Source organism: Kocuria atrinae C3-8, assembly GCF_000286355.1.
Taxonomy (GTDB): Bacteria; Actinomycetota; Actinomycetes; order Actinomycetales; family Micrococcaceae; genus Kocuria; species Kocuria atrinae_A.
This window is the reverse complement of the sequence record NZ_AJXN01000003.1, coordinates 1-20,952: the sequence shown is the minus strand read 5'-3', so window position 1 is coordinate 20,952 and position 20,952 is coordinate 1. Positions and strand designations below refer to the sequence as shown.

Below are 20,952 nucleotides of genomic sequence, written 5' to 3'. Positions count from 1 at the left end.
GCGAGCGGCGTCGACAATCCGCGCCACCGCGGAGGTCTCCGGCTTGAAGCGAAGGTGCTCAATGACCGGCTGGGCCATGCCCGTGTTGGCGATCAGCATGGCAATCGAACGGGCATCCGATTCCGAGCCCGGCTGCCCGTAGAGCGCGTTGAGGACCGGTGTTTTCAGTGCCTGGCTCATGAGACCTCCGTTGCATTGCGCTGGGTCTTGACCCACGCGGCGAACCGGCCGGAGTGTTCCGTCATGAGTTCGGCGGGAGTGCCGTCCAGTTCGATATTTCCGTTCTCGATCCACAGCACGCGGTCCGCATCCAGCGCCAGGTGGGCGTCGTGGGTGATGGCCACGGTCGTGCGATCCACGGTTAGGTGGTCGATGGCCTTGAGCACCGCCGACGTCGCCGCGGGGTCCAGTCCCGTGGTGGCCTCGTCCAGCACAACCACCGGCGAATCACGCAGCAGGGCACGTGCCACCGCAATGCGCTGACGCTGACCGCCGGACAGGGTGCCGCCGCGCTCGCCCACGTAGGTGTCGTAGGCCTCGGGCATTGCACAAATGAAGTCGTGGGCATAGGCGCGGCGAGCGGCTTCCTGCACCTCTTCATCGGTGGCGTCCAAGCGGCCGTAGCGAATGTTGTCGTTGATGGTGCCGGAGAACAGCACGGTCTCCTGGGGCACCAGGGCAATGTGCGAGCGCAGGCTCTCCAGCGTGATGTCGCGGATGTTGGTGCCGTCCAGGCATACCTTGCCCTGATCGGGATCGATCAGTCGGGGCAGCAGCTTGCTGATCGTGGACTTGCCGGCACCCGAAGGACCGACCACCGCCACACGTTGACCCGCGGGGATCTCCACGTCCACACCACGCAGGATGGGGTCGCCGGGGTTGTAGCCGAACCACACGTCGCGCAGGGCCAACTCGCCACGGGCGTAGGCCAGCGGCTTGGCGTCCGGATCGTCGCCGATATCCACGGGCACGTCCAACACGTCCGCGATGCGTTCACCGGAGGCGGTGGCCCGGGCGATGCGGCCGGTGTATTTGGCCAGGTCGCGCAGGGGTTTCATTGCGGTCTTGAGATAGGTCAGGAAGATCACCAGATCGCCGGGGCTCATCCCGCCCTGGACCACGCGCCAACCGCCGCCGCCGAGCACGAGCGCGGTGGCCACACCCACGATCACGTCCGTACGGCGCTCGAGTCCGGCGGCGAGCTTCTTGGCCTGGACGCCGTCCTTGAGGGTCTTCATGTTGGAGCCGGAGAAGTTCTTGCTGATCTCACCGTGCAGGCTGTAGGCATGCACCACGCCGATTGCGCCCAAGGACTCCTGAGCGATGTTGGCCAACTGGCCCTCGCCCTTACGAGTCCGGCGGGACGCCTCGGTGATGCGCGTGGTCGAGCCCTGCGACGTCACCCAGTAGGCGATCGCAGCGAGCACCACCACGCAAGCCAGACGGGCGTCCAGCACGAACATCACCACGGCCATGACCAGCAGCGTGATCACGTTGGCGATCAGCGGCAAACCGGCAGTCACGGCCACGTCCTGCAGCTTGCCCACGTCGCCGACCAGTCGTTGCACCAGGTCACCGCGCTTACTCGTGGCGTGATAGCCGTCCGAGAGCGATTGCACGTGGGAGAACACCGATGCGCGCAGCTTGGTGGCCACCCGAGATCCGGCCAGGGCGAAGCACACCGTGGCCAGATAATTGGACAGCGCACGCAGCCCCACGATCAGCACCACCGCGGCGGCGCACGCGACCAGCAGGCTCGCGGTCGCAGCGGGGGCACCGGGAATCGTTGCACCCAGTTGGGCGGTCACGGCATCCACCACGAACTTGGTGGGCCACGGTTCGAGCACGCGGAACGCCACCTCGAACAGTAGAGCGGTAACGCCACCGGACATCAGCCACTTCTGGCTGCCCAGGTGGGGCCGCACAATTTTCAGTGTTCGGCGCAAGGCTCCGGGATCGACCTTGCCCGCCTTCTTGGATTTTGAGCTCACGGTGCGCCACCATCTCCGGCCGCGACTGCAGCGGTTTCGGGCGCGCTGTCAGCGGAGGGTGCGGAGGCGGCGTCGTCGGCGGTCTCGGCAGGCTGGCTGGCTACGCCGCTCAGGATCGTGTCCACGGCCTTGGACCAGCTGTGCCGCGAGACGGCCAGGGCGCGTGCGTTGCGTGCCATTCGGTCGCGGCGTTCGGCGTCGACCACGAGCTCGTCGATCGCGTCCGCGAGCGCTTGCGCGTCCGACGGGGCCACGAGCACCCCGGCGTCCGTGCCGTCCAGGATCTGCGGGATCTGTCCGATGGCCGAGGCCACCACTGGGAGCCCCGCGGCGAGGTATTCGTACACCTTGAGCGGGGAGAAGTAGGAGTCCTCGGCGGCCACGGCCGGGTAGGGCGCGGTGGCGATGGAGCAGTCGGTCAACAGACCGGGAACGGCCTCGGGCGTCACGGCACCGGTGAACGACACGCGGTGCTGTAGCCCGGCATCTTCCACGCGAGCGCGCAGAGACTCCCCCTGCGGTCCGTGGCCGATGATGCGCAGATCCCAGTCCTGCTGGGCCAGTGCTGCGGCCTCGACGAGGGTCTCCACACCGTGCCACGGCTTGAGCGTGCCCACGAACGCCACGGTCGGGCGGTCGTGTTCCAGAGGATCATCGCCGGGAGCGATGCGGTCCGTGTTGACGCCGTTGGGCACCACGGTGACGTCCGCTCCCCCGGTGGTTCCGGCCACCCAGTCCGCGACCATGGCGGACACGGCAATCGTGTGCGCGGCGGCCGAGGTCTGTTCCACGAGCGCGCGGTGCGCGAGCTTCTCGTCCACCAGGTGACGGTGCGTGCGCTGTTCGTCGATGAGCGGCGCGTTGACTTCCAGGATGCCGGGGATACCGGCGGGCGCGACCTGCGCGAGCGCCGTCGAGAACAAGGAGTAACGCTCGTAGACCAGGTCGAAGCCACCGGCCGCGATCTGGAACGCGAATTCGGAGCCGACGGCGTGCTGGGCGGCCTCGCGCTCGGCGGTTTCCTTGGTCTTGATGGGTCGGTGGACGACCTCCACGCCGTCCAGGTCCGTGGGCATGTCATCGCCGGTGCGGGTTGCGAAAATCGTGACGTCCGCGCCGCGGCGGATGAATTCCCGCACCACTTCCTGCACGTGCACGGACGCGCCCTTGGTGCCGAACACCGGGATGCCCGGGTCCACGCACACGTACGCGATGCGCTTGCCCTGCAGGTCCATGACCGGCGGGGTGGTCGCGGCGTCGGCGCGTTCGCTCGTCCGGGGAACGGACGGCACGGCGGGTTCGACGACGTCCTCGAACCGGCCGTCCTCCAGAGCCACGAGCGTGCGTGCCTGGGAATGCGAGTCGAAGCGGTTGTCGATGTGGCGGCGACCCGCGGCGGCCATGGCCTGGCGGTCGAAGGACGGGTCAGCGATGGTTGCCAGCGCGGAAACGAGCTCGTCCACGTCGCCGGGGGTGTGCAGGAACCCGGTGACACCGTGCTCGATGGCCTCCGGAATACCCGTGACTGTCGAGGCAACACAGGGAACGCCGCTGGCCATGGCTTCGAGCAACACGGTGGGCAGGCCGTCGGCATTACCGTCCGCGCCCACGATGGAGGGGGCCGCAAAGACATCGGCCCAGGCCAGCAGATCTCGGACCTCCTGCTGAGTGCGGGCACCCAGAAGCGTGATCACGTCACCGAGTCCGGCGATGTCGATCGCGGTCTGTACGCGCGCGAACAGCTCACCCTCCCCGGCGATGCGCACCTCCACCGGAATCCCCTTGGCCACGAGCCGGCCGGCGGCCGCAACCAGATCGAAAAAGCCCTTCTTCTCGACAATGCGGCCCACTGCGGCGATCTGCAGCGGACGAGAACCGTTGACCGCCGCGGGCGGCGCGTACGGGAAGCGCTCGAGTTCCAGACCGTTGTAGACCAGGTGCAGCTTGTCTGCGTGATCCGGGTACTGGGTGGCCAGGTGGTTCAGGTTGTACTCGGAGATCGTGATGACGTGGTGCGAACGCGCAATGGTGCGGCCCAGTCGGGCGGGCACCACGGACTCGTGGAAGATGTCCTTGGCGTGAGTCGTCACCGAGTACTGGATGCCGGCCAGCAGTGCGGCAACCTCGGCAGTCTGGCCAGCCAGGGAACCGAAGTGCGCGTGCAGGTGCGTGATGCCGCGGCGAGCGACCTCGCACGCGAGGTGGATGGCTTGGTGGACGTCGGCGGCGTCGTAGGTCGCCAGCTCGGGCAGCAACTCGGCGTAGCGGCGAGCGAAACCGGGGATCGTGGCGGTGGCATCCGCGAAGAGCGCCCAGGCGTCGGAGAGCTTGTACGGCTTGGGGAGGAACGTCACGGGAGCCTGCACGCGCGCGATCTCCGGGTGGAAGCGGGTGTCCGAGGTGGGGCGCAGGGCGAAGATTTCGAGGGACTCACCCGCGGCTTCGCGGGCGAGAATCTCGGTCACTATGAACGTTTCGGAAAACCGCGGATACACCTTGAGCACGTAGGCCGTCTTGCGGGCCGGGAGGGCGGTGGCGGACTCAGACTGCTGCATGCTTGACTCCTGCTGCTTGGAGCGAGTGGACCGGAACGGTCACCGCATTGCGGGGTGCTCCCGCGGGATCAACGACTGCGGCGACCCTGATTCAGAAGAATAGCCAGCCACGATGCTCCCGTCCTGAACAGGCAGGGGTAAGACAGACTTATCGGTCAACCATGCGAGATCCACGGCCAGATCCACCACGCGCTCCAGGCCGTTGAGCCCAAGGCCTTCGCGAGCGGCAACCTGCTTCTCCCGGATGGCGGGGTTTGCCACGGCCTCGGCCAGCCACTGGCCGATGACCTCGCTCGTGGCCTCGGAGGGATCCACCCAGTCGAGGGCTCCGGTCTCGCCCAGCCCGCGAGCGCGGATGATCTGCTCGGTGCGAGGGGTGGTGCGCGGAACCAGCAGCGCCGGAGTATCAGTCGACAGCGTCTCGGCCACGGTGTTGTACCCGGCCATGGACACCACGGCTTCTGCAGACGCCACGTAGGACATGCCGTCCGAGACCTTGTTGGTGACCTTGGTGGACGGGCCGGCGGCGGCTTCCACCTCGTGACGTTCGGCGGGGGCCATCTGCGGGCCGGTGACGACCAGGTGCTGCACGCCGGCCGGCACGGGAGCGGCGGCCGCGGCCTTGGCCACGTTCACGCCGTCGGACCCGCCACCGAGCATGGTGAGCACGAAGGGCTTGATGGTCGCGTTGTGGCGGCCACTGAACTTGCGACCGCTCGAGAGCAGGCCCGTGTAGTCGACCATGTGTGCGAATTCCGCGGGCAGCTCGCCGGTGGCCAGCGGGTCGTGGATCTCGCGGTCGCCGTAGACCCACACGCGGTCGAACAGGTCGGTGACGGAGTCCACGCCCACGCGCTTCCATTCCTCGGCGGCAACCTCGGGGGCGTCCAGGACCTCGCGCAGCCCCAGGACGAACGTGGTCTCCGGCTTCACGGCCTTGAGCTCCCGCAGCGGCTTGATCAGCTCGCCGTCGATGCCGAACGGGTGACGGTCCACGATCACGATGTGCGGGCGGAAAGCGTCCAGCGCGCCACCGATCACGGAGGAACGGATGTCGAACAGACGCTCGCTCTTGACGCCCAGGTGACGGGCCTCGTACTTGCCGCTCTTCTTGCGGATGCCGGGGACGACCAACCAGTCGAATCCCTTGGGGCAGCGGTAGGAGGTGGCGGTGCGCTCACCGGTGATGAGCAACCCGGACAGCTTGCGACCGGTCAGCTCGGGCAGCGCGTCGGACAGTGCCTGCGCGATGGCGAGGTTACGGCGGGTGTGGCCCAGACCCAACGAATCGTGTGAGTAGAGAGCGATCCGCAACTCCTGGGAGTGATCTGCAGTGTCCATCTGTTTACCTCACGTTCGAGCCGGCTGGTGGATCCGCCGACGGCTGTCCTGATAGCCCAAGACTAAAAATCCGCTGTGAAACGGACGTGAGACGTTCATGAGAAACTTCTCATGTGTTACCCGTCGGTTGCTTAAGCGATTTACGGCCCCGCGGGCGGTCACTCACCGCGAGGTACCCATGACGTTTGTCATGCGTGATCCGTGACGTTCGGCAGTTCTGAGCCGGGCCGATTCCCGCGAATGTAGGGATATGAACACATCAGCCCTTCCTCAGCTTCACGAGCCACTTCTACGACCGCTCCGCTCGCACCGGCCATCGAGTGCTCTCACGTTCATCAGTCGTTCCGCAACCGCAAAGAGACGGTGCACGCGGTCAACGACGTGAGCCTGCGCATCGACCGCGGTGAGATCGTGGCTCTACTCGGCCCCAATGGCGCGGGCAAGACCACGCTTCTCGACATGATCCTGGGGATGTCCGATCCCAAGGAGGGGACGGTCTCGGTCTTCGGGCACAGCGCGCGCGAAGCAGTGTCGAAAGGTTTTCTGGGTGCCGTTCAGCAAACGGGCGGTCTTCTGGACGACATTTCCGTCCGCGAGACGGTGGTCATGATCGCCTCCCTCTACGACCAGCACATGCCCGTGGACGAGGCGCTGGAACGCGCCGGAGCAACGTCCTTCGCCAAGCGCAAGGTCTCCAAGTGCTCGGGTGGCCAGCAACAGCGCCTACGTTTCGCGCTGGCCCTGCTTCCCGAGCCCGACCTGCTCGTGCTGGATGAGCCGACCGCCGGCATGGATGTGCAGGCCCGGCACGAGTTCTGGGACACGATGCACGCCGAGGCCAGTGAAGGCCGCACGGTCGTGTTCGCAACCCACTACCTACAAGAGGCGCAGGACTTCGCCCAGCGAGTGGTGCTCCTGGACCACGGCAGCGTTCACCACGATGGCACGGTGGACAGTTTCCGCGCCGCCTCACGACGTCAGACGGTGACGTTCTCGTGGCCCTCGACGACGCCGCTGCCCGACTTCCCCGGGGTCACGCACCTGGATCGTCGGGGCGAGCGCATCACCGCCCGGACGCGGGACGCAGATCAACTGGCTCGCCTACTGCTCACCGAAACGCCCGCCTCCGAGTTGGAAATCTCCCGCGGTGGGCTCGAAGAGGCTTTCACCGCTCTCATCAACCGCTCCGCGGACAGCTGAGACGGCAGATCGGAGAGGAATTCATCATGAATCTCACCTACACGCTCCACGATTTCAGGCGCCAGCTCCGGGACGTCGCCAACATGTTTTTCATCGCCATGCTGCCCGCTGCCTTGTTCGTCATGTTCGGTGTCCTGCAGGACTGGTCTTCCGAGTCCGCGGGTCACGGAAATGTCTCCGCGTACCTCATGGTCTCCATGGCCACCTACGGCGCCATCACGGCCACCACCTCCATTGCGGGTAGCGCTACCGTGGAACGGCTCCAGGGGTGGGGCCGCCAATTGGCCATGACCCCCATGGGGACCAGCGGTTACGTGGTGACCAAGGTGATCGTTGCCTTGGCCGTGGCCGTCGTGCCCGTTGCCGTGGTGTACCTGGTCGGTCTGGGGACCTCCGCGACCATGGATGACGTGTGGCGCTGGTTCGCCACGGGAGCACGATCGTGGCCGGCTCCGTAGTCTTCGCGCTCTACGGCCTGGCCGCGGGCCTGCTGTTCCGGTCGGAAGGAGCCGTGGGTGCGGCGTCGGGCTTGCTGGTGGTCTTTGCCTTCCTGGGCAACGTGTTCATGCCGCTGTCCGGCGCATTGCTGGAGTTCGCCCGCTTCACGCCCTTGTATGGAATTGTTGGACTTGCCCGCTACCCCATTACCGAGGCTGGGTGGTTTCCGTGGACGGTGCCCCAGAACAGGACAGCGTGTGGATGCTGCTCGCCAACGTGGGCGTGTGGACCGCGATCTTCGCCGCCATCACCCTGTTCGCCGCGCGGAAAGCGACGGCCCGCAAATGAGCACACTGACGACTGACACTCAGACAGTGAAAGGAACCTCGACCGAGAACCCCGCCGAGTGGTCCTCCGGGTGGAGCGATGTCCTCTACGCCTCCGTGTGGCTGGTGTTCCTGCTCTTCCCCATTTCGAATGTGCTCTCCGCGCCGGTGTCCTCCGGACTCAAGGCGCTCGGCCTCACGGGTATCGGTTTATTCGCCGTGCTGTACGTGATCTCATGGATCTACGAACTCCCGTTCCCCCGCCGCAGTGAACTGGTCAACGCGCTCTTCTGGTGTGCGATCCTCCTGTTGCCCCTGGCACTGGTCGTCCCGTCCGCCGGCCTGACCGGGACGTACGTGGCCCCGTTCTTCGTGGCCGTGTGCGCGTTCCGGTTGTCCATGAAGGGCGCTGTCATTTCGGCCGGTGTGATTGCACTGTTGGCCATCACACCGTGGCTCATCTTGTACCCACCGCAGGAATGGTTCTGGCCCCTCGTGGGTATCTCGCCGGCCTTCATGCTCCTCCTGGTTTCGCGGTGGGTCATGGAACGGTCCGTGGTCAGGGAGGAACTGCAGCGTGAACTCAAACTCGCCCAGCAGCGCGAATCAGTGGGCCGCGACGTCCACGACATCCTGGGGCATTCACTCACCGTGGTGTCCATGAAGGTCCAGCTGGCCAAGCGCCTCATGGCCACGGACCCGGAACGCGCGGCTCAGGAGCTCGACGACGTCCTGGTCCTCACCCGTGATTCCCTCACCGACGTGCGCTCCACGGTGGGCAAACTGCGCGAGCCGGAGCTGAGCGTGCAGCTGGTCCAGGCCCGAGCCGCACTGCGCTCCGCGGGCATCACCCCGCACCTGCCCAGCACGGTTCCGTCCATCGAAGCTCCATGGCGCTCCACGTTCGCGTGGATCCTTCGTGAGGCCGTGACGAATGCGGTGCGGCACTCATCCGCTTCGTCGTGCTCGGTCACCCTCACGTCGACCACCCTGACGATCACCGACGACGGCGTTGGGTTGGCTTGCGAGCGCGACGCCGCGAACGCGGCGTCGTCGTCGGTACCCGGCAACGGCCTGCGTGGTATGCAGGAACGGGCCGAGAAGGCCGGGTTGAAATTGACCGTGACCTCGCCCGTGGAGGGCAAGGACCAAGGAACGAGAATCGTGGTGGAACCGGCATGAAAACCATCTCGGTAGTGATTGCGGATGACCAGTCGCTGGTGCGAGCCGGGCTCGCAGCGTTGCTCGAGCTGGAACCGGACATTTCCGTGGTGGCGCAGGCCGGCAACGGCCGAGAAGCCGTGGACGCCGTGGCCGCCCAGGACATCGACGTGGCCCTGTTGGACATCGAAATGCCTGTGCTCAACGGGTTGGATGCCACCCAGGAGATCGCGCGCGGGGGTAGCGGAACCAAGTGCCTGATCGTCACCACGTTCGACCGCCCCGGGTATCTCCGGCGCGCGCTCGATGCGGGGGCCAGCGGATTCGTGGTGAAGGATACGCCCGCCGAACAACTGGCCGAGGCCATTCGGCGCGTGCACGCGGGGCTGCGCGTGATCGACCCGCAGCTCGCGGAGGAATCACTGGTGGCCGGGTCGAATCCGCTGACCCAGCGGGAGCAGGACGTGTTGCGGGAATCCGCGCAGGGTGGCTCCGCGAAACAGATTGCCGCTTCCTTGCATCTCTCCCCCGGAACGGTGCGCAATCATTTGTCCTCCGCTATTGGGAAGACAGGTGTGCACAACCGTTCGGAAGCTGCGGCCACGGCGCTGCGGAACGGGTGGATCTAGGGCACCGTCGGGTATTCGCGGCTCCCCTTGTGGAGCTTCCAGGTGGCTGCGGCCTGAAGGTCCTTATGGATGTCGGAGGGGTCTGAGACAGTTCCCCCATGGACGCTTCCGTGATGTCTCAGGTGTGGTGGTTGTGGGCGTTGCTCACCCTGGTGGTGGGCCTCGGGCTGGGTGCCGCCGTGGGCATGTCCGTGGCTGGCCGCCGGACACGTCGGATCGAGCTGAGGTCGACGAGCTGCAGGCCGAGAGGCTTAACGCGCTGCAGGAAAGTGCCGCAGCACGGGAAGCCAAGGAGCAACTCGAGAAGCACGTGGCCACTCTGGAGGCCAGGTCTTTTCAGGATCAGAACGTGCTGCAGGCGTTGGCGCCACTCAATGATCAGCTGCGCACCGTTGGACGTCACGTCACACAACTGGAACGGGACCGCGCGGAACAATTTGGTGCTGTCAGTCAGGCGCTGGATGCCGCTCGCAGCACGGATGCGCAGTTGCTGGAAGCCACCGGGTCGCTGTCCTCGTCGCTGCGATCCACCACCGTGCGCGGTGCGTGGGGTGAAATGCAATTGCGCCGCGTGGTCGAGGCTGCCGGCATGCTGCGCCACGTGGACTTCACGGAACAGGATTCACGCACGACCGACCGCGGTGTGCAGCGCCCGGACATGATCGTGAAGCTGCCCGGCGGACAGGTCATCGTGGTCGATGCCAAGGCACCCATGAACTCCTACCTGGATGCCCAGGCCGTACCCGCGGACGGCTCACCGGAGAACGACCAACGCCGAGCACAGTCACTCAAGGCGCACTCCAAGGCGCTGCGAGCGCACGTGGATGCTCTGGCCACCAAGCAGTACTGGACCGGAAATGACGGCTCTCCGGAACTCGTGATGTGCTTCGTCCCGGTCGAATCCGCCTGGCCGCAGCCCTGGAAACGGATGCGGTGCTGCTGGAACACGCGTCTCGGAACAATGTGGCGCTGGTGTCCCCGGTATCGCTCATGGCATCCCTGAAAGCCGTCGCGTTCAGCTGGCGGCAGGCCACGCTCACGGACAACGCCCGCGAGCTCTATCGGCTGTCACGGGAGCTGTACGACCGTATGGGGTCCGTGGGAAAACACCTTGCGGACATGGGTGGCTCACTGCGCCGTTCGGTGGACGGATACAACAAACTCGTGGGCTCGCTCGAAACCCGTGTGCTGCCCTCCGCCCGCAAGATCGCGGCGCTGGATCCCACCGACAACGACTCCACCGGGCTCGAAACCAAGCCCGTGGAAACCATGCCCCGTGCCGTCACCGCCACCGAGTTCGTGCTGGACGGTTCCACCGATCAGGAAGAACACCCGGACAATGAAACTGGCCCGCGCGAGGACAACGCACGGGCCAGCTAATGCTGTGCCGCTCGGCTTACAGAGTGATCGGGCGAGCGGGTCGAGACAGCTCCCGGCCGGTCGCAGCGTCGCGACCGCCAGGCGTTCGAATCAGCGGTTGGGGCGCGATCCGCGACCGCCGAGCTGACGGGACTTGTCGCCGCCCTCGGCGAGCTTGGCGCGCAGTTCCTTGGGCAGGGAGAACAAAATGTCTTCCTCGGCCGTGACGACTTCTTCGACTTCGCCGTAGCCGTACTCGGCCAGCAGCTCGAGAACCTGCTGCACGAGCACCTCGGGTACGGAGGCACCGGAGGTCACGCCGATGGTGGCCACGCCCTCGAACCAGGACTCATCGACCTGGTTGGCGAAGTCCACGCGCTCGGCACGCTTGGCACCGTATTCCTCAGCTACTTCCTTGAGCCGCACGGAGTTCGACGAGTTGGCCGAACCCACCACGATCACCAGATCCGTCTGGGGAGCAATTTCCTTGATCGCAGCCTGACGGTTGGACGTCGCGTAGCAAATGTCATCGCTGGGCGGGTCCTGCAGGTTGGGGAACTTCTCGCGGAGCTTGTTCACGGTCTGCATGGTCTCGTCCACGCTCAACGTGGTCTGCGAGAGCCAGACGACCTTGTCCGGGTCGTTGACCTCCAGGGTGTCCACGTCCTCCGGGGAATTCACGATCTGAATATGATCGGGCGCTTCACCGAACGTGCCCTCAACCTCTTCGTGGCCCACGTGACCGATCAGCAGGATCTCGTAGTCGCCGCGGGCGAAACGCACGGCCTCGCGGTGCACCTTGGTGACCAGCGGGCAGGTAGCGTCAATGGTTTGTAGATTGCGGTCCGCCGCGGACTGAACGACCGCCGGGGAGACACCGTGGGCGGAGAACACGAGCAGGGATCCCTCGGGAACCTCGTCGGTCTCGTCCACGAAGATGGCGCCGCGTTCTTCCAGCGTGCCGACCACGTACTTGTTGTGCACGATCTCCTTGCGCACGTACACGGGAGCGCCGTAGTGCTCGAGTGCCTTCTCCACTGCGATTACGGCGCGATCCACGCCTGCGCAGTATCCGCGCGGCGCGGCCAACAGGACCTTGCGAGAACCGGCGACCGGAGCGGCGTCGGCGATCTCTTGAGGTGTGCGCCGTACGCGAGGAACGGTGGGCATGGAAAGATCAACGGTTGTGGACATGCCCTTAATGGTAGGCGACAGCGTGACGTCTCACCACGGCGCCCGTCACACCCACGAGGACCAACACGGCAGCCCAGATCATGCCCGTGACGCACCGGGCCACGAATGATTCCCGCAATAGACCCACGATTTCGAGGACCACCAGATTCGCCACTGGCTCAATCGAGGATGCCGAGATGAGAGATTGGGCCGCCACCAGTGCCGCAATCAACAGTGCCGCGGTCATGGCCAGCCCGGCGAGCCCCAGGCCCGCGACGGCCAGCCAACGGCGGGGGGCCAACAGTAGCGTGGCGATGCCCAGTGCCCCGGCCAGCCACGGGAGCACGAAGCGCCACTGGGCGATCCACACGATCACGTCGATGGCAGGTCCCGTACGAGCACCGGGAAGGGTCACCGTGAGCTCCTGGGTGCTCAACGCGGGGTCAATCCCAATGGCGTCCCGAACGCGCTGATCGATCGTGGCGCCCACGGGATGGACGTTCACGATCAAGTTCTCCGGGGCCTCCCCCATTTCCGGCGAGAGCGGCACGTTGGCAGCGTGGGTTTGAACGAGCACCTGGGTCCACATCTCCCGTTGCTCAGGGGCCGTCGCGAAAGATTCTGCGGCGCCGACGGCGCGCTCCCGCACGTTTTCGAGGGTCCGGTCCACCGGCCCGAGTCCGGTTTGGTAGTCATCGAGCAAGCCGAATGAGGCGCGATCCAGGAGTGTGCCCACCAGCTCTGTCTGGAACTGGGTGTCCGTAACAACCGAGTGCGCGGTGTCCTGGAACCCTGACGGTGACAGCAAATGGTCCTGCAGCCACGTGAGCCCGAGCCACGCGGCAAAGAACAGCCCGGTGAGGAGCCCGCACAGCACGGCGCATGCGGTTCGCAGCGCCCGGGTGGTGGAGGCAGGGGGTTGAGGGGTCACGGCTCCACTTTAGGGAAAAGTTGCCTGTGCATGTCGTCCGGGGGTGGTAAGCATGACCCATGAGCACACCAACTTCGCCGCAGCCCTCGGATGCTGTAGACGTCCCGGACCCCCACCGGGAACTCGCTCAGTTCGCTCGGGACACGTCCCCGGAGAATCCTTGGCCGCTCGCCCGTCTGTCCTCCAACCTCAATGCCTGGATCAAAAAGGCCCCGGATGCGTGGGTCGAGGGTCAAGTCATCGAGGTCAACCACCGGGCACGCGTCTCCTACGTGACCCTGCGGGACATGAACGAGGAAATGTCGGTCTCCGTCACCCTGTTCGGCCAGGAAATGGCTGCGCTGCAGAGGCCCCTGGAACAGGGCATGCGCGTGGTGGTGAACCTCAAGGCAGACTTCTATGCCAAGACGGGTCGCCTCTCCATGATCGGCCGCGGCATCCGCCCCGTAGGCCTGGGCGATCTGTTGGAACGCCTCGAACGGTTGCGCCGTGCGTTGGCGGACGAGGGGCTATTCGATCCCCGCCACAAGAAACCGCTGCCCGTGCTGCCCTCGTGCGTCGGACTGATCACGGGCCGCAATTCGGATGCCGAGAAAGACGTGGTGCGTAACGCGTCCCTGCGCTGGCCGGGTGTGCAGTTCGAGATCCGCGAAGTTCCGGTACAGGGCAATGGGGCCGCACACGCCGTGAGCGCGGCGCTGGCGGAACTGGATCAGTTGGAGCACGTGGACGTCATCGTGATTGCCCGCGGCGGCGGCGCATTCGAAGACCTTCTGGCCTTCAGCGACGAGTCCTTGATCCGCAACGTCTTTGCCGCGAACACCCCCGTGGTCAGCGCGATCGGCCACGAGAACGATCAACCGCTATTGGATTACGTGGCGGATGTGCGCGCCTCCACTCCCACGGATGCCGGGAAGCGCGTGGTGCCGGACGTTCAAGAGGAACGGCTGCGCATCGGCCAAGCCCGCGCCGCCCTGGACCGGGCGGTCACCACCCTCATCGAGCGCGAACAGCAAGGTTTGGCGTCCATGCGCACCCGGCCGGTGCTCTCCCAACCGGACGGCATGATCCTGGTGCGGGAAGAAGATCTGGACCGCTGGCGCTCCCGGGCGTGGTCCGCGGTCAACACGGCCACGCTTCGTGCGCATGACGCGGTCACCCAAATGCGGGCGCGCGTCCGTGCCCTATCCCCTCAGCAGACTTTGGATCGCGGCTACGCCGTGGTCCAGACCAATGAGGGGCATGTGGTCACCCAATCGGATTCCGTGAAAACCAAACAACAGCTTGCCGTGCGCCTTGCATCCGGGGAACTGGGTGTCACCGTAGACACAGCCAGCAAACGCCATCCCGGCGAACACTAACCAGCTCCCCCAACAGCACTGCTTCAGAAAGGACCATCATGGCCAAGGAAAACCAGTCCTCGGACAACGCCGCACCGGACCTGTCCGACATCGACCAGCTCGGCTACGAACAAGCACGCGAGCAACTCGTGGAAATCGTCTCCAAGCTCGAAACCGGCGGCACCACCCTGGAAGAGTCATTGCAGCTGTGGGAGCGCGGTGAAGCACTAGCCACCCGCTGCGAGAAGTGGCTGGACGGTGCTCGGGAACGGCTCGACGCCGCCCGCGCCCGGCGTGAAGAAACTCGAGAGCAAGCGGCGTCGGAGGAGTAACGGCCCGGGGCGGTACCGCCTACTGGTGGTACCCGGACAGGAACTCGCCGAGGCGGTCGAGAGCGGTATCCAGCATCTCCACTGCGGGCAAGGTCACCAAGCGGAAGTGGTCCGGTTCGCCCCAGTTGAACGCAGTGCCGTGGCTGAGCAGGATCTTCTGTTCCTTGAGCAGGTCCAGGGCGAAGCGCTCGTCATCCTCGATGCCGAACTTCTCCACGTCCAACTTCGGGAACAAGTAGAGAGCACCATGTGCTTGCTGGCACGTAACGCCGTCGATCTCGTTGAGCTTCTTGTAGGCCAGGTCGCGCTGTGCCTTGAGGCGACCGCCGGGCAGAATCAGGTCGTTGATGGATTGGTGCCCGCCCAGTGCCGTCTGGATCGCGTGCTGCGCGGGCACGTTGGCGCACATGCGCATGTTGGCCAGCAGCTTGATGCCCTCGATGTAGGACTCCGCTTTCCAGTTGGGGCCGGTGATCGCCAACCAACCGGAACGGTAGCCGGCCACCCGGTACGCCTTGGACAGGCCCGAATACGTCAGGCACAGGACGTCCTCGCCGGTGAGTGAAGCCAGGTTGATCATCTCGGCGTCGTCGTAGGTGATCTTTTCGTAGATCTCGTCCGCGAAGAGGATGAGCTCGTGCTTCTTGGCGATCTCCACAATCTTCTTGAGGGTCTCGCGCGAGTACACAGCGCCGGTGGGGTTGTTGGGGTTGATCACCACAATGCCTTGGTGCGGGAGGTGATCTTGGATTCCAGGTCTTCGAGATCCGGGTTCCAGCCATTCTCCTCGTCGCACAGGTAGTGCACGGGGGTGCCGCCGGACAGCGCAACCGATGCGGTCCACAGCGGGTAGTCCGGGGAGGGCACCAGGATCTCGTCACCGGTGTCGCACAGCGCCTGCAAGGACATGGTGATCATTTCGGATACACCGTTGCCCAGATAGACGTCATCCGTGTCCAGATTCATGATGCCGCGCGTCTGGTAGTACTGCACCACGGCGGTGCGGGCGGAGTAGATACCGCGCGAGTCCGAGTAACCCTGGGCGTTGGGCAGGTTCTTGATCATGTCGACCAGGATCGAATCCGGCGCCTCGAAACCGAAGGGCGCGGGGTTGCCGATGTTCAGTCGCAGAATGCGATGTCCCGCCGCCTCCATTTTTTCCGCTTGGTCCAGCACGGGACCGCGGATGTCGTAGAGCACGTTCTTCAGTTTGTCGGATTGCTTCACCATTGCCATGAGGGCAACACTACTCGTCCGTCATGGCGCTGCCACGCAAATTTAGCGGGGCTGTTCCCTGATAAATGCTGCCGCTTCCTCGGGTGCCATCTCCGGATTGTCGCCGCTGACCAAGCGCGTCATCATGGCCAGGTCTCCGGTGCGAACATTGGTCGTGATGCCGTTGATCGCGGAGACGGCGCCCCCGGTGAGCCCTTCCGAAGCCACTGCCACGAGCTTCTCCGGGCGGTACAGATTATTCGGGTCGTCGAGCACCCGCAGATCGTCATCGTCGATCACGGGTGAGGACTCGGGCAGCACCGCGGCCTGCACCTCGTTGTTGAGCAGCGCATCCACCCGCTCGTCATAGTCGACAATCTCCGGAGCGGATTTCGGCTGGCAGTCGTAATAACTTTCCAACCCCTTCACGCCCTGGTCAGAATCCGCGTAATTGCCCGGCATACCGACCGCCATGTCAGAACACTGCTCCCCCACCGAGGTCAGATCGTCCAGTTCCAACTCCACGGCAGTCGCGGGAGCCACCACGAATCGATCGGTGTTTTCCGCCGGGCCTTGATTAAGAATCTGCAGCCCCCTGGGCATCGAGTCGGGCAGCGCGTCGTAGACGTCATCCCCGGAGGGCCCGGTCTCGCCGGTGAACCCAAGCAGCTGGGCAAGCGAACCAATGAATCCCGGACCCTCGGAAGCGGTGGGCGCAGGCGTAGGCGTGTTCGATGGCGACGCCGGGGTTTCGTTCTCCGCCACGTGCACGTACAGATCACCGGTGAAATCCGGGAACACATGCACTTGCTTGGCCTGCAGCGCGTCGAACAGTTCATTCCGGTCACGCCCGACATCAACGACCTCGGCGCAATCCCCTGGTTGCGCAGCTGCTGGGCGTACATGTGCGCCACGACACGAGTCTGGTCGCTCACGCCCGTGGCAATCTTCACGCGCTGCCATCTTTCGTACCCGGTGACGACGCCGCCGCGGCCGGCTCGGGTGCCATATCTCCCGGTGCGGAGCTCTCACCTCCGTTGTCGCACGCACTGAGCGCGAGCAATCCCGTCAAAGCGATCCCGAGCAGACCAACTTGGCGCGTTCTCACGCGGCTCCTCATGACTTCGCGGCTATTCAGAGGGGCGCTGTGGGGAGCACCCGTGCTGTGCTCAACGGTCATTCTTCGATGTCCTGCTCGACCACGGGGCTCGGTTGTTCTTCTGGTTGGTCGACCCATGTGCCAGGCCAGCCAATCGCAGGGCTTGATCCACCAAATCCAGGCGGTCGAGTTCGTCGAGCTCCACCAGGGGAACCCACCGGGTGTCGTCGGAAGATCCATCTTCTTCAACGGTCAGTTCACCGTCCACCACGTGCGCGGTGTAGAGAACCCGACACGCGTGATATTCCCGGGGGTTGCCGTCCAGTCGCTGCTCGGGAGACATCCACCTGCTGTGCACTCCCAGCATGGTGTCGGTAGCCACCGTGTACCCGGTTTCCTCCAGAACCTCGCGCAGCATGGTGGTCTCCGGTTGCTCACCGGGTTCCATACCGCCCCCGGGGAGGGTCCACGCGCCGTCGAAATCAGCGCGTCGCGGATTCCAATGGGTCAACAGAACCTGTTGGTCATGGACGATGAGCGCGTACGCGCCCACCCTGGAATCGAAAGCCAAACTCATGGTGACGAGTCTACTGACCGGGAGCGAGCGGCGTCGTACCCGCCGAGCCACCCGACCCCGCCCGTTGTCGCGAGTAAAAGGTGAGCGGAGATAATGGGCGGGTGAGCATCGTGGACAACGCCATTTACCGCAACGGGCAGCGGATCGAGACCCCGTCCAACCTGCAGGAAACCTACCGGTTGTTGCGACAGCTGGACGAGGAATGCGGGACCACCGATGACGGCCAGAAGGAGTCGGTACTCGCATGGATCGGGCTGTACCGGCCCAGCGCGGCGGAGGTGAAGTCGCTGGCGGAGCACTTCAAGTTGCACGAGCTGGCGGTCGAGGACACCATTCAGGCACACCAGCGGCCCAAGATCGAGCGCTACGGCGACACCCTGTTCACCGTGCTGCGGCCCGCGGTCTACAACGATCATGACGAGACCGTGGACATCGGCGAAATCCACATTTTCACCGGGCCCAATTTCGTGATCACCATCCGCCACTCGGAATCCATGGGTGTCACGCGAGTCCGCGAGCGCGTGGAAGGTCAAGCTGAGCTGATCAGACTGGGCGGGGACGGCGTGCTCTACGCCCTGTTCGACCAGATCGTGGATGATTACTTCCCGGTGCTCGACGGTCTTGAGAACGATATCGACGAGATCGAGGACGCCCTGTTTGCCGGCGAGCATCACGTGTCCCAGCGCATTTACGAGCTCGCACGCGAGGTCAATGACTTCCACCGCGGGGTATCACCGCTGAACACCGTGATGAACCAGTACTTTGCGGGGTTCCAGAAATACGGCACCAACGTGGAGCTCCAACACCGGCTGCGCGATGTGCTGGACCACGTGATCGTGGTGAACAACAAGCTCGAGTCCATGCGATCCTCGCTGGCCGACGCCATGACCTTGGACTCCACACTGACGACGGCCCGGCAGAACGAGGCTGCGATGGAACAGAACGAGCAAATGAAGCGCATCTCATCCTGGGCTGCCATTCTGTTCGCTCCGTCCATCGTGGGTTCCGTTTACGGTATGAACTTCGCGCACATGCCCGAGCTGGAGTGGCAATACGGCTACCCCATGGCCCTGGGCTTGATGCTGGGCGTAGGTGTGGTGCTGTACGTGATTTTCAAGGCCAAGAAGTGGCTCTAAGGCTCGCTTAGGGTCCATTCAACCGGGGCGGTTAATCTAGTGCTCGATGGAAGAGAAACTGCTTGATTGGCATTTTTGGTTGGATGCACCGTTCCGTGTGCTCCTGATTTTCCTGGGCGCATTGGTCCTGACCGCCGTGTTGCGGTTGGTGATTCGCAATGTCACCCGGGGAATTGCGCGTGGATCGCGCTCTCGCATCGTGCGCAAAATCGACAATGGGAAGGCCCGATGGGTCGCCGATGCCGGGCTGGCCTCGGACCGTCAGTCCCAGCGAGCCTCCACAGTGGGGTCCGTACTGTCATCGGTGGCTGTCATTGTCATTTGGGCCGTAGCCATCCTGATGATCATTGCGGAGCTCGGTTTCAATATTGCGCCGGTGCTGGCCTCCGCCGGTATCGCCGGTGTTGCCTTGTCTTTCGGCGCGCAATCCTTGGTGAAGGATTACCTGTCCGGGATTTTCATGGTGGCCGAGGACCAGTTGGGTATCGGCGATTCCGTGGACCTGGGCGAGGCGATTGGCACCGTGGAAAGTGTGGGCCTTCGTGTGACCCAGGTCCGCGATGTGAGGGGCACCCTGTGGCACGTGCGCAATGGCGAGATCCTGCGCGTGGGCAACCAGTCCCAGGGCTGGGCCCGCTGCGTTCTGGATATCCCTGTCCCCTACGACACCAATATCGACCTGCTCACCGACCTCATCGAGCACGAGGCGCAGCTGTTGCGCGATGACCCGGACATGGGTCCCAACATCATTGACGACCCCGAGGTCTGGGGCGTGGAGAACATCACCGGCGAATCCATCACCGTGCGTTTGGCGGTGAAGACCGCGCCGCTGCAGCAGTGGGACGTGGCGCGCGTGCTGCGAGTGCGCATCAAGAAGATGCTGGACCGCGAAGGCCTGCGCTTGCCATTGGTCAATCAGATGGTCGTGCGCAACGACGGCACCCCCGAGGGCTCGACCGCGGCCGACGAGGACACCCGCACCACGTCTTTCCCGCAGCCTCGCATACCCATGACGGGGCAGCTTCGTACCGCGGTGCGCAAGCCCGAGCCCGCTCCGGATACCTCCACTACCGACGGCCGCACCCCCAGCAAGGACGGCACCACCACCGATTCCTCGGAGCGCCGCGGGGACGGTTAGAAACGCACGAAACTAACGAGGGCGGCGTCGTCGGGCATTCTTGCTCGCCGACGCCGCTTTTGCTCCCTTGGGCCCCTTTCCGCCTCTGCGCTGTTGGGCACTGGGCTGCTGTTTCTTTTTCTTGTCTTCTTGTGCTTTTTTGTCCTGGCTGGGCGGGGTGTCGCGACCGCTGTTGGCGCTGCGACCACGCACGATACCGACGAACTGCTGGACCGCGGCCTCGTCCTCGTCGCTGAGATCCTGCGGCCACACGAGCACCACGGGATGGTGGGTGCGTCCGTGAGCTCGCGGTAGGTGACGTCCTTGCGGTGATGCAGGCGGGCCACTGACATGGGCAGGATGACCGGGCCAACGCCAGCGGCGGTGAGTTCGACGGCCATGTCTGCTTCGTCGGTGGCAGGCTTCTTCTGCGGTTCGCTTTCGGCCGTCAGCTCGGCGGTCGTGAGTGTCTCCGCGACGGTGAGGATGTGGTCCTTGTCGAGCACGACGACCTGGAGTTCTTCGTAGAGGGCAACGGCGCGGAACTCTTCGCGGAGCTCTTCCAAGCTGGGGTCTCGGTCCTCCCATTCGAGGCGGACGAAACAGGCCTTGATCTCGCCGCTGGTGAGTGCTTCTCGCCAGCTGTCGGCGCGGACCGGATACTGGCTCAGGGCCGGCTTGTGACGGCGTTCCTCCCACCTCCGGAACCACTTCCCCGGCATCACACCGGGAACGTAGCCCACCGCGAACTGGTTTGTTACTGGCTCTTGTTCGCGTGGCTGCGCTGTTTCGAGGCGTTCCGGTTCGGTCATGGGACAACAGTAATCTGCGCGGCTGCTGGGTCCTGGTCGACGTGCGAAAACTAGGTAGGAGGACTACAGTGATCTCTGTTGCACGGGGCTATAGCTCAGTTGGTAGAGCGTTTCGTTCGCAATGAAAAGGTCAGGGGTTCGATTCCCCTTAGCTCCACTTTTGTCCTGAGTCGGGTCATCGTTGACAGATGAGTCGGTAGATGGATGAACCGGCCCGGGT

At 64.7% G+C, this 20,952-nt stretch carries 17 protein-coding genes, 1 tRNA gene and 2 pseudogenes; 11 read left to right on the top strand and 9 right to left on the bottom strand.

The window, feature by feature from the left end; translation table 11 throughout:
• Nucleotides 1-176 precede the first annotated feature (176 nt).
• Genes YO9_RS0100675 through YO9_RS0100665 form a run of 3 tightly spaced genes read right to left on the bottom strand, consistent with a single transcriptional unit; the run spans nucleotide 177 to nucleotide 5,887 of the window.
• Nucleotides 177-1,991: an ABC transporter ATP-binding protein gene (locus YO9_RS0100675; RefSeq protein ID WP_016995752.1), complete on the bottom strand. Its 1,815-nt coding sequence runs from the start codon at nucleotides 1,989-1,991 to the stop codon at nucleotides 177-179.
• Nucleotides 1,988-4,546 carry a glycosyltransferase family 4 protein gene (locus YO9_RS0100670; RefSeq protein WP_016995751.1) on the bottom strand — a complete coding sequence of 853 codons (2,559 nt, stop codon included), beginning with the start codon at nucleotides 4,544-4,546 and terminating at the stop codon, nucleotides 1,988-1,990. Before YO9_RS0100670 ends, YO9_RS0100675 begins: the two co-directional genes overlap by 4 nt.
• A 39-nt stretch (nucleotides 4,547-4,585) precedes the next feature.
• Nucleotides 4,586-5,887 carry a glycosyltransferase family protein gene (locus YO9_RS0100665; RefSeq protein ID WP_016995750.1) on the bottom strand — a complete coding sequence of 434 codons (1,302 nt, stop codon included), beginning with the start codon at nucleotides 5,885-5,887 and terminating at the stop codon, nucleotides 4,586-4,588.
• Nucleotides 5,888-6,250: 363 nt separating this feature from the next.
• On the opposite strand from YO9_RS0100665, the gene YO9_RS0100660 reads away from it, so the two are divergent.
• From YO9_RS0100660 to YO9_RS21195, 6 genes and pseudogenes are all read left to right on the top strand, one after another.
• Nucleotides 6,251-7,087 carry an ABC transporter ATP-binding protein gene (locus YO9_RS0100660; RefSeq protein ID WP_016995749.1) on the top strand — a complete coding sequence of 279 codons (837 nt, stop codon included), beginning with the start codon at nucleotides 6,251-6,253 and terminating at the stop codon, nucleotides 7,085-7,087.
• A 26-nt stretch (nucleotides 7,088-7,113) separates the two neighbouring features.
• The gene (locus YO9_RS20310; RefSeq protein WP_016995748.1) at nucleotides 7,114-7,545 is read left to right on the top strand and encodes a hypothetical protein; all 432 of its coding nucleotides are present in this window, start codon (nucleotides 7,114-7,116) and stop codon (nucleotides 7,543-7,545) included.
• Complete coding sequence (locus YO9_RS20305; protein ID WP_317259691.1) at nucleotides 7,530-7,889, top strand: hypothetical protein; 360 nt, start codon at nucleotides 7,530-7,532, stop codon at nucleotides 7,887-7,889. The genes YO9_RS20310 and YO9_RS20305 overlap by 16 nt, the downstream gene beginning before the upstream one ends.
• Nucleotides 7,870-9,033, top strand: coding sequence for a sensor histidine kinase (locus YO9_RS0100650; RefSeq protein WP_223285906.1), 1,164 nt, complete (start codon nucleotides 7,870-7,872; stop codon nucleotides 9,031-9,033). The genes YO9_RS20305 and YO9_RS0100650 overlap by 20 nt, the downstream gene beginning before the upstream one ends.
• Entirely contained in the window at nucleotides 9,030-9,641 is a 612-nt protein-coding gene (locus YO9_RS0100645) for a response regulator transcription factor (protein ID WP_016995745.1), read from the top strand. Before YO9_RS0100650 ends, YO9_RS0100645 begins: the two co-directional genes overlap by 4 nt.
• Nucleotides 9,586-11,021: pseudogene (locus YO9_RS21195) on the top strand (DNA recombination protein RmuC). The gene YO9_RS0100645 and the pseudogene YO9_RS21195 overlap by 56 nt, the downstream one beginning before the upstream one ends.
• A 90-nt stretch (nucleotides 11,022-11,111) precedes the next feature.
• On the opposite strand, the gene YO9_RS0100630 reads toward YO9_RS21195, so the two are convergent.
• Both YO9_RS0100630 and YO9_RS0100625 read right to left on the bottom strand, forming a co-directional pair.
• Nucleotides 11,112-12,194 carry a 4-hydroxy-3-methylbut-2-enyl diphosphate reductase gene (locus YO9_RS0100630; RefSeq protein ID WP_016995743.1) on the bottom strand — a complete coding sequence of 361 codons (1,083 nt, stop codon included), beginning with the start codon at nucleotides 12,192-12,194 and terminating at the stop codon, nucleotides 11,112-11,114.
• Nucleotides 12,195-12,198: 4 nt separating this feature from the next.
• Nucleotides 12,199-13,104: a hypothetical protein gene (locus YO9_RS0100625; protein WP_016995742.1), complete on the bottom strand. Its 906-nt coding sequence runs from the start codon at nucleotides 13,102-13,104 to the stop codon at nucleotides 12,199-12,201.
• Nucleotides 13,105-13,163: 59 nt separating this feature from the next.
• Here YO9_RS0100625 and xseA point away from each other — a divergent pair, with 59 nt between their 5' ends.
• Entirely contained in the window at nucleotides 13,164-14,465 is a 1,302-nt protein-coding gene (gene xseA / locus YO9_RS0100620; protein ID WP_016995741.1) for an exodeoxyribonuclease VII large subunit, read from the top strand.
• Between the two features lie 38 nt (nucleotides 14,466-14,503).
• Nucleotides 14,504-14,776 (top strand): exodeoxyribonuclease VII small subunit, encoded by a 273-nt coding sequence (locus tag YO9_RS0100615; RefSeq protein ID WP_016995740.1) that lies wholly within the window; start codon nucleotides 14,504-14,506, stop codon nucleotides 14,774-14,776.
• 19 nt (nucleotides 14,777-14,795) lie between these two features.
• Here YO9_RS0100615 and YO9_RS0100610 read toward each other — a convergent pair.
• The 3 genes and pseudogenes from YO9_RS0100610 to YO9_RS0100595 all read right to left on the bottom strand — a co-directional run bounded on the left by YO9_RS0100610 (nucleotide 14,796) and on the right by YO9_RS0100595 (nucleotide 17,667).
• A pseudogene (locus YO9_RS0100610) lies at nucleotides 14,796-16,012 on the bottom strand (pyridoxal phosphate-dependent aminotransferase).
• A gap of 42 nt (nucleotides 16,013-16,054) precedes the next feature.
• Nucleotides 16,055-16,954, bottom strand: coding sequence for a glycine betaine ABC transporter substrate-binding protein (locus YO9_RS0100605; RefSeq protein ID WP_223285905.1), 900 nt, complete (start codon nucleotides 16,952-16,954; stop codon nucleotides 16,055-16,057).
• Nucleotides 16,955-17,160: 206 nt separating this feature from the next.
• The gene (locus tag YO9_RS0100595; protein WP_223285904.1) at nucleotides 17,161-17,667 is read right to left on the bottom strand and encodes an NUDIX hydrolase; all 507 of its coding nucleotides are present in this window, start codon (nucleotides 17,665-17,667) and stop codon (nucleotides 17,161-17,163) included.
• A 101-nt stretch (nucleotides 17,668-17,768) separates the two neighbouring features.
• Here YO9_RS0100595 and corA point away from each other — a divergent pair, with 101 nt between their 5' ends.
• Both corA and YO9_RS0100585 read left to right on the top strand, forming a co-directional pair.
• Nucleotides 17,769-18,803: a magnesium/cobalt transporter CorA gene (gene corA, locus YO9_RS0100590; RefSeq protein ID WP_016995737.1), complete on the top strand. Its 1,035-nt coding sequence runs from the start codon at nucleotides 17,769-17,771 to the stop codon at nucleotides 18,801-18,803.
• Nucleotides 18,804-18,849: 46 nt separating this feature from the next.
• Nucleotides 18,850-19,941, top strand: coding sequence for a mechanosensitive ion channel family protein (locus YO9_RS0100585; RefSeq protein ID WP_031272408.1), 1,092 nt, complete (start codon nucleotides 18,850-18,852; stop codon nucleotides 19,939-19,941).
• On the opposite strand, the gene YO9_RS0100580 is transcribed toward YO9_RS0100585, so the two are convergent.
• Nucleotides 19,938-20,732: a type 2 periplasmic-binding domain-containing protein gene (locus tag YO9_RS0100580; RefSeq protein ID WP_223285902.1), complete on the bottom strand. Its 795-nt coding sequence runs from the start codon at nucleotides 20,730-20,732 to the stop codon at nucleotides 19,938-19,940. The genes YO9_RS0100585 and YO9_RS0100580 overlap by 4 nt on opposite strands.
• Nucleotides 20,733-20,816: 84 nt before the next feature.
• Between YO9_RS0100580 and YO9_RS0100575 the strand changes: the two genes are divergently transcribed.
• Nucleotides 20,817-20,889: transfer RNA gene (locus YO9_RS0100575), tRNA-Ala, on the top strand.
• The last annotated feature ends 63 nt before the right edge of the window (nucleotides 20,890-20,952 follow it).